The following is a 14,699-nucleotide window of genomic DNA, read 5'->3' as shown; positions in this document are numbered from 1 at the left end:
ATCTTGATAGAAGGATGGAAATGCAATCTTGGCCCGTGGTCCGAACTGTAACGGATCGAATATGTATAAGTCTTGAAAGATGATCGAGTCTGCGCGATTTCTCCCAATTGAGAGGAATCGCCCGCCTCCATGCCAACAAGGGCGCAAAAAGCCTCATGGCCTTCCCTGCTTCGGGAAGGCCATGAGGCTTTTGAACAACTGCTCCGATTGCGTCGGCTACTTCGTCGACATGGCCGCGGCGAGGTTGTCTTCCATCTCGTTCGAGCTGGCGTCCGGCTCCGCGACGCTGGCCGTGGTGGGCCGCAGCGTCGGGTACTTGATGCCGAGCTGTTCGAGATACGTGCCGTACTTCGACGAGTCGTAGTAATACTTCTCGAGCTGCGGCGCGTACTTATCCATGATCGCCGTGTTCAGCTCGGTGTGCGGCATATCGGTCGGGCGGATGAAGGGGGCGTACTTGATCTCCTTCGTCTGCACGTTGTTGAAGTAGTCCCATGCGGCGGTCAGCAACTCGGGCTTGGTCATCAGGTCGAGCAGCGTCATGGCCTGCGCCTTCGCGCCCGCGACCACGCCCTTGTGCGCGATGGGCGTCGCCATGGCGATGCCGTTGGCCCAGTTGTGGCCGGGCAGGTTGGGGATGTTCGACGGGTAGCCAAGGACGATGGTCGGGACGTTCCAGCTTACGTCGCCGATATCGTCGGACGGGCCGCCGGTGAAAGCCGCCTCGGTACCGGGCATACCCAGCTTCGAGAGCTCGGTGTCGAGGCCGACCTCGGGCACCTTCAGCTCATGCTGGATGCCCTTGGCGAGCGCCTGGTCGTCGGCCGACCAGGTGGGCAGGCCGACCTTCTCGATGTTCGCGTACTCGGCCTCGGCGATGGCTTTGTTGAACCAGCCGGGCCATGCGCTGCCCAGCACGGTCGAGCTATAGGTCGTGCTGCTCATGATGGACGCGCCCTGCGCCATCTTCTCGCCCGTGTCCCACAGCGTGCGGACCGCCGGCGCGGTGGCCTCGCGGAAGTAGTACCAGTTGCTGGCGTTCGACGGCACGACGTTCGGCTGGTCGCCGCCGTTCACGATGACGTTGTGCGACCGCTGCACCGGACGCAGGAACTGGCGCTTGAAGCTCCAGCCCACGTCCATCAGCTCGACCGCCGAGAGCGCCGAGCGTCCACGCCACGGAGCGACCGAAGCGTGCGAGCTTTCGCCCACGAAGTCGAAGCGCACCGACACCGCGCCCAGCGTGTGGAAGCCGCCGTAGCTGACGCCCAGGTTGTTGCCCACGTGCGCGAAGAGCACCGCGTCCACATCCTTGAAGTAGCCGGCGCGGACGAGGTAGGCCTTGCCGCCCAGCAGCTCCTCGGCGATGCCCGGCCAGACCTTGATGGTGCCCTTCATGTGGTTCTTCTGCATGATCTCTTTGACCGCGAGCGCGGCGGCGATGTTCAGCGGCACGCCGGAGTTGTGGCCTTCGCCGTGGCCGGGCGCGCCGGCGACGATGGGATCGTGATACGCCACGCCGGGCTTCTGCGAGGCCTGGGGGATGCAGTCGACGTCCGAACCGAGCGCGATGACCGGCTTGCCCTCGCCCCACGTCGCCATGAACGCCGTCGGGATGCCGGCGATGCCGCGCTCCACCTTGAAGCCGTTCTTTTCGAGCACGCCCGAGAGATACGCCGAGGAGTGGACCTCGTGGTAACCCAGCTCCGAGTAGCTGAAGACGGTGTCGACCATGACCTGAATCTGCTTGGCCTCGGCGTCAACCTTGGTGGCCGCCTCCTTCTTCATCGCGATCAGCGCGGGGGTGTCGGGCGGCAGCGGCGTGGGAGCTTCGGGGGCGGCGGCGCCGCGGCGTCCCTGCGCGAAGGTCGAGGCGGCGCAGGCGAGCAGCAGGCCTGTGGCGAGGGTGCGGAGCCAGAGGCGGTTTGGCTTGGGGGTCGACATCTTTGGTTCTCTCCTGGGTTGCTGGCTTGAGGCGGAGGGACTGACCCCACGATAGCCCAAGCCTCTGGCCTGGCGATCGTGGGGCGCCCGGGTGGGCGCAAAAGTTTGTCGACGGGGACAGGTGTATTGTGGCCGATTTGGCCGGAGCATTCAAGGTGGGCGCACATATTCGGCGTCGGCTCCCGGTTTGTGCGAATGCGGCAGTCTAAGTGGCGCTTTGTTGCGCCCTGTGACGGCGCAATCCGTCCAGATGCAGCGCCAGCGCGATCAGCCCGCCGGCCAGCGTGCAAACCGCGCGGCGATGCGCCACCACCGCCGCGGGCAGCGAGTTGAGCGAGAGCAGGAAGACGATGTAGCTGGTCAGAAACAGGCTGTAGAGGCCGTAGTTCACCGAGACCGTCGCGTAGCCGAGGAAGGCGAAGCCGGTCGCAAGGATGGCCAGCCAGATCGGGTTCGGATGGATATAGACCAGCAGATGCGAGCACAGCACCGCGCCGGTCAGCGTACCGGCGACGCGCAGCAGGGCGCGGGTAAGGGTCTCGAAGAAGGCGGGCTTCTGCACCAGCAGCGCGGTCATGGGGATCCAGTAGCCGGACTGGACGCCCCACCGCCGGTAGGCCTCGGAGGCGATCAGCACCGTCAGGGTGAGACGAACGGCATAGACGAAGCTGGCCGAGCGCGGCAGCTCCGGCAGCGCCTTGGGCAGTGTGCGCAGGTAGGCGACCATCTCGTGGCGATCGAGCTTGAGCTGGGCGCGCAGCTCCGGCAGCAGGCGGTCCCACAACGTGATGATGACGATCTGGATCGCGCCGCCCAGCAGCGTCAGCGAGGCGCGTTCGAATGCGGCGCGGGGTCCGGCGGGAAAGGCCGACGAGACGAAGAGCGCGATCGCCGCCTGCTGCCCGACCCAGGCGACGCCCGAGGCCTGCGCGGTCAGAATGCCGTAGGCGAAGGCGAAGATGGCCGAGGTGACGAGCAGCGTCGCGCCATGGTGTCCGCCCCACATGCCGATGAAGGTGGCGACGAACATCCAGAGCGTCGCCGCGAGCATGGGCGCGAGACGCGAGTCCGCGATGCGCTGGTTGATGCCAAAGCCGATGGTGACCGCGCCGCCGCCGGCGATCAGACCCGCCGAGGGATGCCCGATCAGCACGCCGCCGATCAGGCAGACGGCCGGCGCAACCGTGCTGACGGTCGAGTTGTGCAGGCACAGCTTCGTCCAGTCGAAGGTATACAGGTCGGCGAGGTAGGGCCTGGGCGCGACGGCCTCGGGTGCGGGCGAGGTTGTGGTGGACGAGGCCATGAGTCGTTGGATGCGAGGCGAGCAACGGCAAACGCCCCGACTCTCACCATACGGCGGCAAGGGGCGGGGCGTCCATCGGTATCGGCGTGCGAAGCTACTTCTTCAGCAGCGCAACCGAGGCCTTCGGGTTGATGTTGTGGCGGCGGCCGTCCTCGCTGGCGGTCGCGCCGGCGACGATCAGGTGGATGACCTGCTCGGGCGTCAGCTTCGGGTCGAGCGCCAGCAGCTTCGCCGCGAGATTGACCGTGTTGGGCGAGGCCATCGAGGTGCCGGAGAAGCGCACCTTCGCGCCGCCGGGCAGGACCGACTCCACCTGATAGCCGTCCGCGTCGACCAGCACGGTGTCGCCGTAGCTGGTGAAACTGGCCTCGTCGCCCGCCTGGTCGACGGCGCCGACCGTGAGCAGGTTGGGCAGCTTCAAGCCCGAAGGAATCATCTCGTTGAAGGTGCTGTTGCTGTCCGCGTTGCCGGCAGCGCAGATGAAGAGCACCTCGGGCGCGCTTTTGATCGCCTCGTACAGCGTGTCGTGGTCGACCTTGAAGAACTTCTGCGCAAGCGCCTTGCGCTCCGCCGGGTCCTTGCCGAGGCCGTTCTTTTCAAGCGCGACCTCGTAGTCGTGCGGTCCGCCGCCCCAGCTCATGTTCACCACGCGGATGCCGTGGGCTTTGAACCACGCGACGTAGGCCTTCGTCGCGACAGCGCTGCGCGCAACCAGCTCGTCGGTCGGCGCGAGCGGCACGTTGTGCCAGTCGAAGGTGATGCGCGCCGCGGCCAGCCGGATGGCCGGGTTGCCGCGCGAAGCGATACCCGCCACATGCGTTCCGTGCGAATAGATGCTGTAGAACTCGAGGCTCTCGATGAACGCCGGAACCTCCGCGGCCTTCAGCGAGGCGAACTTCTGTTTCAGCGCCGTGGCCTCGGGGCTGTCGATCGAGAGTTCCATGTCCGAGAGCCCCTTCAGTTCGTCGCGCATGCCCGGATACTCCTTCGCCTGCGCGGCGTCGAGGGGCAGCAGGTAGCCGGTCGTCGGGAAGGCCTTCAGGTCGAAGGCCAGGCCGTGCGCCTCGGCCGGCGCCTTGGGGTGCGGGTCGGTGTAGACGCGGCCGGGAAAGAGGGCGAGGTCCGAGCCCGAATCCCAGATGGCGACGTTGACCGGCGTGAGCTTGTCGGCGGCGGTCAACGTCACCTCGCGCGACTCCCAGATGTCGGGCTTCGGCACATTGTTGGCCGCCACGTCCCTGGTCAGGACGGCGACGGTCACGTCCTTCAACGGCAGCACGACCTTGATCGCATAACGCAGATTGATGAGCCCCCAGGCCAGGTCGCTGCTGAGCGCGTGCGTCTTCGCCACCGCCGGCTCGATGCCGGCCTGCACACTGCCCAGGTAAAGCTGTTCGCTGGCGAGCTGCGCGCTGCTCTTCGCCTCCTTCACCCGGTTGCCGACCACCGCCCAGGGCAGCGCCGAGAGCGCCGTGTAGTAGTCCTTGCCGTAGGCCTGCAGGAAGTCCGGGCCGGAGGTCTTGCCGGTGTCGGCATGCGCCTGGATCATCGCCCTGGTCCGCACGCCGGCGAGCAGTTTTGCGTCGGGTTTGTCTTCGAGGTCGCGAACCTGCGCCAGCGTCTCGAGCGCGCCCTTCTCGTCGCCGGCCAGCAACTGCAGGGCGTTGCGCGTCTCCAGCAACGAACGCAGCGTGGCGTGATCCTCAATCTCATAGTTGGCGAGGACGGAGTCGACGTCGGCCTTCACCTTCGCCGCGAAGACGTTGAAGGTGGCGTCGTCGGATTGAAGCAGCTCGGTCGCCGTGCCGGAGACAGGGTAGCTGAAGCGCGGCAGGTCGTCCTGGCTCTTGACGACCTTCTTCTGGGCGACGACGGTGGCGGCGGACAGCATAAGGGCGGCGAGTACGGCAGCGCGGCGAAGGGTCATCGGTCTATTTCTCGGAGGCGGGATGGGTCCTACTGGGGGAATTGGGTCAAGTCTAGCCTTTTCTTTTCGCCGCCGCCATTTTTTATACGGCAACCCACACAGCGCCGCTTCCCTGCCACTCCAAATCCGCATCCTACGGAGGGGAGATCAACGAGTGAACGTGAAGAAGACTGGCAGCGCGACCGATCCCCTCTGGTATAAGGACGCCATCATCTACGAGTTGCACGTGCGCGCCTTCGCGGACTCGAACGGCGACGGCATCGGCGACTTCGGCGGCCTGATGTCCCGGCTGGACTACCTGCAGGATCTCGGCGTCACCTGCATCTGGCTGCTGCCCTTCTTTCCCTCGCCGCTGCGCGACGACGGATACGACATTGCCAACTATGTCGATGTGAACCCGTCGTACGGCACGCTGGACGACTTCCGCAAGTTCCTCGACGCGGCCCATCTGCGCGGGATGCAGGTGATGATCGAGCTGGTCATCAACCACACCTCCGACCAGCACCCGTGGTTCAAGGCGGCACGGCTTGCGCCGCCAGGTTCGCCCGAGCGCGAGATGTACGTCTGGTCCGATACGGACAAGCTCTACGACGGCGTTCGCATCATCTTCACCGACACCGAGAAGTCCAACTGGACATGGGACGATCAGGCGAAGGCGTTCTACTGGCATCGCTTCTTCTCGCACCAGCCGGACCTGAACTTCGACAATCCGCGCGTCATGCAGGAGGTGCTGACGGCGATGCGCTTCTGGCTCGACATGGGCGTGGACGCGCTGCGGCTGGATGCGATTCCCTACCTGATCGAACGCGACGGCACCAACTGCGAGAACGTGCCCGAGACGCACGTGAAGATCAAGGAGATTCGCGCGGTCATCGACGGGGAGTACGGCAACCGCACGATCCTGGCCGAGGCCAACATGTGGCCGGCCGACGTACGCCCGTACTTCGGCGACGGCGACGAGTGCCACATGGCCTTCCACTTTCCGCTGATGCCGCGTATCTATATGGCGCTGCGGCAGGAAGACCGCCTGCCCATCACCGACATCATGGCGCAGACGCCGGAGATTCCTGCGAACTGCCAGTGGGGCCTCTTTCTGCGCAACCACGACGAGCTGACGCTGGAGATGGTGACCGACGACGAGCGCGACTATATGTATCTGGCGTATTCGGCCGACCCGCGCATGCGCATCAACGTCGGCATCCGCCGGCGGCTGGCGCCGTTGGTCGACAACAACCGCCGTCGCATCGAGTTGCTGAACTCGCTGCTGCTCAGCTTTCCCGGCACGCCGATCATGTACTACGGCGACGAGATCGGCATGGGCGACAACATCTATCTGGGCGACCGCAACGGCGTTCGCACGCCGATGCAGTGGAACAGCGATCGTAACGCCGGCTTCAGCCGCTGCGACCCGGCTCGGCTCTACTTTCCGGTTGTCATGGACCCGATCTACGGGTACCAGGTGGTGAACGTCGAGGCGCAGCTTTCGGACCAGTCGAGCCTGCTGCACTGGACGCGCAACATGATCGCGCTGCGCAAGCTGTTCCAGGTCTTCGGACGCGGCACGTTGACCTTCCTGAACCCGGACAACCGCAAGATTCTCGCCTACCTGCGCAAGCTGGAGCGGGAGGATGGTTCGAACGAGATCGTTCTCTGCGTGGCGAATCTCTCGCGCTTCGCGCAGCCCTGCTCGCTGGACCTGAAGGAGTACGAGGGCATGGCGCCGGTCGAGATGCTGGGCTATGTGCCCTTCCCGAAGATCGAAGCGGCGCCTTACGCGGTGACGCTGTCGCCCTACTCTTTCTTGTGGCTGGAGCTGCAGGCCGCGCCGACCGTCGACGCCTCGCTGGAGCTTTCGCCCGAGGCCGCCGTGCTTGCGACCGTTGACGCAGCGGCGCACGCCGAGGCCACGCCGCTGCTTGACCTTGCGACGACAATCTGGGCCACGCTGCTGACCGGCGCGACGCTCGCCAGCATCGAGACGGCGCTGCCCGCGTACCTGCTGCGCCAGCGCTGGTTCGGCGCGAAGTCGCGCGTGGTGCAGACGATCAGGATTCTCGACTGGGCGGAGCTGCCCGGCGCCGGAACTCCCCCCGCTGCGCTCTTCTACCTCAGCATCAGCTATACGGACGGCGAGACCCACACCTATCAGCTTCCACTGGCGCTCTCGACGGGGCCGGATGCGGACGCCATTCAGGCAGCCGCGCCGAACTCCATCCTGCTGAAGCTGCCCACGGCGGAGGGTCCGGCGCTGCTCTATGACGCGGTCAACCGCAAGGATCTGCGCGAGTCGCTGTTGAGCCTGATCGAAGCCGAAAGTTCGCTGCCGATGCGCGATCCCGTGACCGTGGCGACCGAGGCTGCGGCGCCCGCCTCGCTGAGCGCGCAGCCGGGTGAGGCTGTGCCGCCGGCGGCTGCGGAAAAACTGGAGCCGAAGCCCGCCGGAACGATCTCGGGACGGAAGAGTTCAGCCTTCGCCGGGGTGCGCGGTACGGGTGCGCTCGTCTCTCGCACGGGCTCGGCGGAGCAGTCGAACACCAGCATCTTGTATGGCGGCAAGCTCATCATGAAGCTCTTCCGCCGCCTGCAGCCGGGCGAAAATCCCGACACCGAGATCGGCCGTTTCCTGACCGACGTCGCTCACTACCCGCACATCGCGCCCTTCCTCGGCGAGCTGGACATGATCGGCCCGGACGGCCAGCCAACCACCATCGCCATGCTGCAGGGGCTGGTGGCGAACGAGGGCGACGGCTGGGCGTGGTTCCTCGAACAGCTTGCGCAGTTTTACACGTCCGTTGCCAGTGTTGCCGGTCCGTCCGACACGGGCTGCGCGCCCAGCTTCCTGAATGACGCTTCGATCCCCTCCGATGCGACGGCTTATGCGGCTGCATCGATCGAGGCCGCGGCGCTGCTGGGCAGGCGCACCGGCGAGATGCACCTCGCGCTCGCGACCGAGACCACCGATCCGGCGTTCGCCGCGGAGCACTTCTCGGGCGACGACCTGGACATCGACGCCCGCCGGATCGACGTGCAGATCACCAGCACGCTCGAGGCGTTGAAGCGTGGACTCGCCCAGTTGAAGGATCTTACCGCCGATGCAGCGGCATTGCTGCTGAGCCGGCGCATCGAGCTGTACGCCCGCGCGCACGCCATCACCGGCACGGCGTCGGGGGCGGCGGAGTCCGGCATGCGTACGCGCATCCACGGCGACTACCATCTCGGCCAGGTGCTGCGGACTCCCGATCAGGACTATGTGATCCTCGACTTCGAGGGCGAACCGGCGCGCACGCTCGAAGAGCGCCGCCGCAAGCAGTCTCCGCTGAAGGACGTGGCTGGGATGCTGCGGTCCTTCAGCTACGCGGCCTACTCCGGCCTCGACGCCTTTGCGAAAACGCGTCCGGCGGAGTCGCGCAGCCTGGAACCCTGGGCGAAGCTGTGGCAGAACACAGTCTCGACCGCCTTTCTGCGAGCGTGGTCAGAGACGGTCTCGGCTAAGCGCGGACTCATCCCCTCGGCGCCCCGCGCGCAGGCGCTGCTGAATGCTTACCTGCTCGAAAAGGCGCTGTATGAGCTACTGTACGAACTGAACAATCGTCCGGACTGGGTACGAATCCCGCTTGCCGGTATCCTTGCGCTTGAGAAGTAATTCCAGCCCAGCAAGAAGGCTCACGCAACAGGAAAGCAGAAGCAATGGCGACCACCAACACCACACCCGATCTATCGAGTCATCCGGGCGCGCAGACCGAGCGGGACGCAGGCCTTCTCGTTAGCCTGCCGTCGCTGCCGCCGGACTCTCTGCAAGCGACGCTGGCGCATCTGACCGAGGCCTTTCCCGGCCGGCCGCTGCTCGTCACCACGCCGGACGGCGCGCAGACGCTGCCCTCCGGCAGCAGTCTGCGCGTCGTACCGTACACGCCGGTGAACGCCAGCGCCAGCCCCTGGGTGCTGGCCGCGGCCGACTTCGTCAATGCCTACGAGCTGGCGCAGAAGAACCAGGCGCAGAGCGTGCTGCTGCTGGGCGGCGAGACGCAAAGCCTCTCGGTCGACGCGTTGCGCTCGCTAGCCATGTCGGTCGAGGCGAAGACCGACCTGACGGTTGCCTGCTACGACCTGGGACCGCGTGAGGGTCTGGTGAACTCGGCGATCCTCTACCCGGTCACCCGCGCGCTCTATGGCGTGCGGCCGCGCTTTCCGCTGGCGGTCGACCTGGGTCTTTCGCTGCGGATGGCGGAGAAGCTGGCGACGGTCGCCGGACGCTACACCGCGGGCAATCAGCCGGATGCGCTGCTGTGGCCCGTGGCCGAGGCGGCGCTGGCGGGCTTCAGCATTCAGGAGGTCGAGGCCGGCGCTCGCGTTCTGCCGCCGCCAGCCGGGCTCGACCTGAACGGTTTGCTGGGAATGATCGCAGGCTCGCTCTTCGCCGACGTCGACGCCAAAGCGGCCTTCTGGCAGCGAGCACGCAATCTGCAGCCTCGCTTGGTGCAGATGCAGACCATTCCACCGAACGACGCGCCCGCCGATGTGAAGCCGATGCTCGACACGTTTCGGCTGGCCTATACGAACCTGCACGAGCTGTGGTCGCTGGTGTTGCCGCCGGCCTCGCTGCTGGGGCTGAAGCGGCTCTCTCAGGCGCCGCCCAACGCCTTCCGCATGCCGGATGCGCTGTGGGCGCGCATCGTCTACGACTTCATCCTCGCCTACCGGCTGCGCACGCTGAACCGAGGCCACCTGCTCGGCGCGCTGACCCCGCTGTATCTCGCATGGGTCGCCTCGCATCTGCAACTGGTCGACACCGGCGTCGCCCCGGAGAAGCACATCGAAACCCTCGCCACCGCCTTCGAGGCCGACAAGCCATACCTGGTCTCGCGCTGGCGCTGGCCGGATCGTTTCAACCCGTAAATTTCATCGAAGCTCCCAGAGCGCTGACACGCGCCCCGCAACCAGGAGAACAAACCTATGTGGCACAGCATGAATCACCTTATGACCGCGCTTCAGGTCGACAGCACCGGCCAGCCCGTGCAGTACAGCAACTATGGTCAGCCGGTCGTCGTGGACCAGTCCTGGTGGCAGCAGATCACCTCCGCGCTGACGCAGTCGACCCAGCGGGTGCTTGAAAACCTGGCGCACTTCCTGCCTGGCGTCGTCGCGCTCATCATCGCGCTGGCCTTGTTTACGGGTATCGGCGCGCTGGCGGCGTTCATCCTGCGCAAGGTGCTGACGGCGATCAAGTTCGACGACCGCGTCGGCAACGGGAAGAGCTCGTCCGTCATCCCGAACCTGCAGGACTGGGCGCCCTCGCATAGCCCGACGGCGCTGGTGGCGCGCACGGCCTTCTGGGGATTCGTACTGCTGGGCTGCGTGATCGGCATCTCGGCCTTCGATTCGGCGTACACCGGCAGCTCGCAGGTGGCGCTCTTCCTGCTGCCCTACCTGACTCACTCGGTCGGCGCGCTGCTGCTCTTCTTCGCCGGCAACCTGATCGCGCGTTTTCTCGCTCGCTCGGTGCTGATCGGCGCGGTGAACGCGCAGTTGCAGTATGCGCGCTTCCTTTCGCTTGGCGTGAAGTGGCTGGTGCTGGTGCTGACGGCCGCGATGGTGCTCGACCATCTGCAAATCGGCGGCCTGGTGGTCGAGCTGGCGTTTGGCATTCTCTTCGGCGGCATCGTGCTGACGTTGTCGCTGGCGGTTGGGCTGGGTTCGCGGGAGATCGTCAGCCGGAGCCTGGAGCGGAACGTCGAGCGCGCGCCGGAGGCGGTCGCCCCAACGCCTGCCGCGGAGGCGGGCGAGTCGCTGCGACATTTTTAGGCGTGATCCCCAGTTCGTAACTCTTTGAAAACTTAGGTAACTTAGCCGAGAAATGGCTAGGTATCGGAGCCAGCAGCGCATAGCATTGGATCACGCTGCCGGTTCCGTCGCGGCCCCTTCCCCATCCCAGAGCTGAGGTCCCGCCAAAGACCTGATGAACTTCCGTTTTTGGCCGATGGATCTTTAGCCGAGGATGATTTTGCCCATTATCTGCACGGAACTCGCCGCCGAACGCGTTGCGCCACGCGCGGACGTCCCCCTCGAGCAGTGGGACGAGTGGCTGCGCGAGCTTGAGGCCGATTCCTCCGCCAGCGGCTTCGAACGTCTGATGGCGCTCGAAGCGGTGGGCGCTCGCGCTCGGATGGAGATCGATCTGGCATGGGCCGTGCTGGCGATTCGCGCCGCCGCCCTGCTGGCCGGGTACGAAGGCGGTCGCTATCGTCATATCGCCGAACTCGAAGAGATGCGCCTCCGCGTCCGATGGATCGAGAAGCTGGGTTCACGCTCGGCCGACTCCGTGCTCGACCGAGAGTATGTCGCGGACTGGTTCGTCGGCGGCCTGCCGTTCTGCTCCTGCGTCGCGAAGAAGATGACCGTGCGCATGGATGGCGACGAGCCGCTGACTGCGCAGGAGCTTCGCAACCTGCGCCAGATCGGCAGCCGTCTCGCGCTCGTGCGGCAGTTGAACGCATGTGGCGAACTCCCGCAGCGGCCAGAGCTGGGCGCGTGGCTGGAGCTCGACGGCCTGCCCGGCTGACACGCGGCGTGATTTTTGGATGACGTGGCGGCTGATTCGTACTATCCTTACGAATCATTCCCATGCCGGAAACAATCCAACCCGCTCAGCTTGTAGGCTCGAACCCCATCCGCAAAGAAGGCCGCGCCAAGGTGCTTGGCCAGGCGCGCTACGTTGACGACATCACCATGCCGGAGATGTGGTACGGCGCGACCGTCCGCTCCAACATCGCGCGCGGACGCATTCTCTCAATCAGCTTTCCGCCTGAGATTCCGTGGCACGAGTTCACCATCGTCTCGGCGAAGGATATTCCGGGCGAGAACACGATCGTCCACCTGACGAAGGATCATCCCTGCCTGGCGGCCGAGTATATCAACCACCCGGATGAGCCGATCCTGCTGCTGGCGCATCCGGACAAGCGGGTTCTCCCGGCGGCTGTCGCGGCGGTGAAGATCGAGTACGAGGTCTACCCGGCGGTCTTTACGATCGAGGAGTCCGAGGCCGAGGACGGCCCGCAGGTCTGGAATCCAAACCCTGCCGACGTCGCGCATCACCACCATCTGAAGAACACCTTCAAGACCTACCTGCTACAGAACGGAGACCCCGATGAGGCCTTCGCCGCAGCCGATTTCATCATCGAGGGCGAGTACCACACCGGCGCGCAGGAGCAGCTTTACATCGAGAACAACGGCATCATCGGCGAGTACCTGGGCGACGAGGGCGTCAAGGTGCAGGGGTCTATGCAGTGTCCGTACTACGTCGTCCACGCGCTGGAGCTGGTCTTCGACCTGCCGCGCGAGAAGTGCCGCGTCATCCAGACCGAGACCGGCGGCGCCTTCGGCGGCAAGGAGGACTTTCCGTCGGTCATCGCGTCGCATGCGGCGCTGCTGGCGATGAAGTGCGGCCACCCGGTGAAGATCTGCTACGACCGCGGCGAGGACATGGTCGGCACGACCAAGCGCCATCCGTCGCGCACGCGGCACCGCACGGCGGTGTCGAAGGACGGCAGGATTCTCGGCGGAACGATCGACTTCGCCATCGACGGCGGGGCGTATGCGACGCTGTCGCCGGTCGTGCTCTCGCGCGGCACGATCCACGCCGCCGGGCCCTACCACTGGCCGCACCTGATCGTCCGGGCGAAGGCCATGGCGACCAACATTGCGCCGCACGGGGCGTTTCGCGGCTTTGGGGCGCCGCAGTCGCTCTTCGCGCTCGAACGCCACATGGACAAGATCGCGGGCGTCCTCGGCCTGACTCCGGAGGAGTTCCGCCGCCGCAACTTCCTGAAGACAGGCGACCAGACCGCGACGGGCCAGCATCTGCTGGAGCCGGTCGACATGCAGGCGCTGTTGACCCGCGCGCTCAAGGAAGCCGACTATCATGCCAAAATCGCCCGTTATGCGGAGTCGAATAAGACCGACCCGATCAAGCGCGGGCTGGGCTTTGCGAGCTTCTTCCACGGCTCGGGATTCACCGGCTCCGGCGAACGCCGCCTGAACTCGCTGGTCGAGATCGACCTGACGCCCGACGGCCGGCCGCGCGTGCTGATGGGTTCGACCGAGTTCGGCCAGGGCACGAACACCGTCATCAGCCAGGTGGCGGCGCAGGCGCTGAACCTGCCGTACGAAGCCATCGTAATCGCGCAACCAGACACGGGCCATGTGCCGGACTCCGGCCCGACCGTCGCCAGCCGCACGACGATGGTGGTGGGCAAGCTGGTCGAGCGCGCCTCGCGCAGCCTGTGCCTGACGCTGACCAACTCCGGCTATGTCCCGCGAGGCTATACGCCGGAGGAGTTTCAGGCCGGCGCGATCGCCTACCTGGCCGAACACGGCGAGTGCAAGGTGAGCGCGCGGTACGAGCCCGTCGGCGAGATCTTCTGGGACGACGAGAAGTACAAGGGCGACGCCTACCCGGCCTATGCCTGGGCGGTCTATGTCGCTGAAGTGGCAGTGGATACGAGAACTTACCAAGCCACCGTCACCGACTTCCACGCCCTGCAGGAGGTCGGCAAAGTGCTGCACCCGATCCTCGCCGAGGGCCAGATCCAGGGCGGCGTCGCCCAGGGCATCGGCTACGCCATCTACGAGAAATGCGAGTACAAGAACGGCCGCATGATGAACAACCAGATGACCAACTACATCATGCCGACGAGCGCCGACCTGCCGCCGATCCATGTCCACTTCGAAGAGACGCCGAGCGTACAGGGCGCCTTCGGCGCGAAGGGCATCGGCGAGCTGCCGATGGATGGGCCAGCCCCGGCCATTTTGAACGCGGTCTTGAATGCTACGGGAATCGCGTTCAACACGATTCCCCTGCTGCCGGAGGATATCTTCGAACGCATGACCCGCACCAGCGACACAGGATCAGAGGCTTTGGAACCGGCAGTCGACCGCGACACCCGCGTCGAAGCGGAGGTGGTCGCATGATCGAACTCAACATCAACGGCAAGCCCTATACCGTCGACGTACCACCCATGAAGCGGCTGCTCGACGTGCTGCGCGAAGACCTGCACCTGACCGGCGTGAAGGAAGGCTGTGGCGAAGGCGAATGCGGCTCCTGCTCGGTGCTCTTTGACGGCGTGCTGGCGAACTCCTGCCTCATCCCCGTGCTGCAGGCCGAGGGCGTCGAGATCGGCACGATCGAGGGCGTCGCCATCGGCGAGCAGCTTGCGCCGATCCAGCAGTGCTTTCTCGAAGAGGGCGGCGCGCAGTGCGGCATCTGCACGCCGGGCATGATCCTCGCGACGAAGCATCTACTCGACAAGTATCCGCAGCCCACGCTGCCGCAGATCCAGGAGGGGCTGGCGGGCAATCTCTGCCGCTGCACCGGGTACAGTCGCATCTTCGCGGCGGTGGAAGCGGCAGCCAAGTTGGCCTAAATGCCGGGGTGCCCCATTCTTCGCTCGCTTTTTGAGCGAAGGGTGGGACGTACACCGCCCGAACCTCTTACGTCCCACCCTTCCGATGAAGCTGGAAGGACGGGGC

General features: G+C 65.6%; 9 protein-coding genes. 6 read left to right on the top strand and 3 right to left on the bottom strand.

What is annotated here, in order from left to right; all coding sequences use genetic code 11:
* Positions 1-216: 216 nt before the first annotated feature.
* The 3 genes from CHB87_RS15265 to CHB87_RS15255 form a co-directional block, all read right to left on the bottom strand.
* Positions 217-1,944, bottom strand: a complete 1,728-nt coding sequence (locus tag CHB87_RS15265) for a zinc-binding metallopeptidase family protein (RefSeq protein WP_217897059.1) — start codon at positions 1,942-1,944, stop codon at positions 217-219.
* A gap of 205 nt (positions 1,945-2,149) precedes the next feature.
* On the bottom strand, positions 2,150-3,247 hold the full coding sequence (locus tag CHB87_RS15260; RefSeq protein ID WP_089409290.1) for an FUSC family protein: 1,098 nt from the start codon (positions 3,245-3,247) through the stop codon (positions 2,150-2,152).
* A gap of 94 nt (positions 3,248-3,341) precedes the next feature.
* Positions 3,342-5,174 carry a S8 family serine peptidase gene (locus CHB87_RS15255; RefSeq protein ID WP_176441793.1) on the bottom strand — a complete coding sequence of 611 codons (1,833 nt, stop codon included), beginning with the start codon at positions 5,172-5,174 and terminating at the stop codon, positions 3,342-3,344.
* 160 nt (positions 5,175-5,334) lie between these two features.
* On the opposite strand from CHB87_RS15255, the gene treS reads away from it, so the two are divergent.
* The 6 genes from treS to CHB87_RS15225 all read left to right on the top strand — a co-directional run bounded on the left by treS (position 5,335) and on the right by CHB87_RS15225 (position 14,593).
* Entirely contained in the window at positions 5,335-8,817 is a 3,483-nt protein-coding gene (treS, locus tag CHB87_RS15250; protein ID WP_089409345.1) for a maltose alpha-D-glucosyltransferase, read from the top strand.
* Positions 8,818-8,861: 44 nt separating this feature from the next.
* Complete coding sequence (locus CHB87_RS15245; protein WP_089409288.1) at positions 8,862-10,070, top strand: hypothetical protein; 1,209 nt, start codon at positions 8,862-8,864, stop codon at positions 10,068-10,070.
* 69 nt (positions 10,071-10,139) lie between these two features.
* Positions 10,140-10,976: a hypothetical protein gene (locus tag CHB87_RS15240; protein WP_245818023.1), complete on the top strand. Its 837-nt coding sequence runs from the start codon at positions 10,140-10,142 to the stop codon at positions 10,974-10,976.
* A 193-nt stretch (positions 10,977-11,169) separates the two neighbouring features.
* Positions 11,170-11,733 (top strand): hypothetical protein, encoded by a 564-nt coding sequence (locus CHB87_RS15235; protein ID WP_089409287.1) that lies wholly within the window; start codon positions 11,170-11,172, stop codon positions 11,731-11,733.
* A gap of 62 nt (positions 11,734-11,795) precedes the next feature.
* Positions 11,796-14,141 carry a xanthine dehydrogenase family protein molybdopterin-binding subunit gene (locus CHB87_RS15230; protein WP_089409286.1) on the top strand — a complete coding sequence of 782 codons (2,346 nt, stop codon included), beginning with the start codon at positions 11,796-11,798 and terminating at the stop codon, positions 14,139-14,141.
* On the top strand, positions 14,138-14,593 hold the full coding sequence (locus CHB87_RS15225) for a (2Fe-2S)-binding protein (protein ID WP_089409285.1): 456 nt from the start codon (positions 14,138-14,140) through the stop codon (positions 14,591-14,593). The genes CHB87_RS15230 and CHB87_RS15225 overlap by 4 nt, the downstream gene beginning before the upstream one ends.
* Positions 14,594-14,699 lie beyond the last annotated feature (106 nt).

Origin of the sequence: Granulicella rosea (assembly GCF_900188085.1) — a bacterium.
Taxonomy (GTDB): domain Bacteria; phylum Acidobacteriota; class Terriglobia; order Terriglobales; family Acidobacteriaceae; genus Edaphobacter; species Edaphobacter rosea.
The sequence above is the reverse complement of the archived record's forward strand: the minus strand, read 5'-3'. Positions and strand labels throughout refer to the sequence as shown.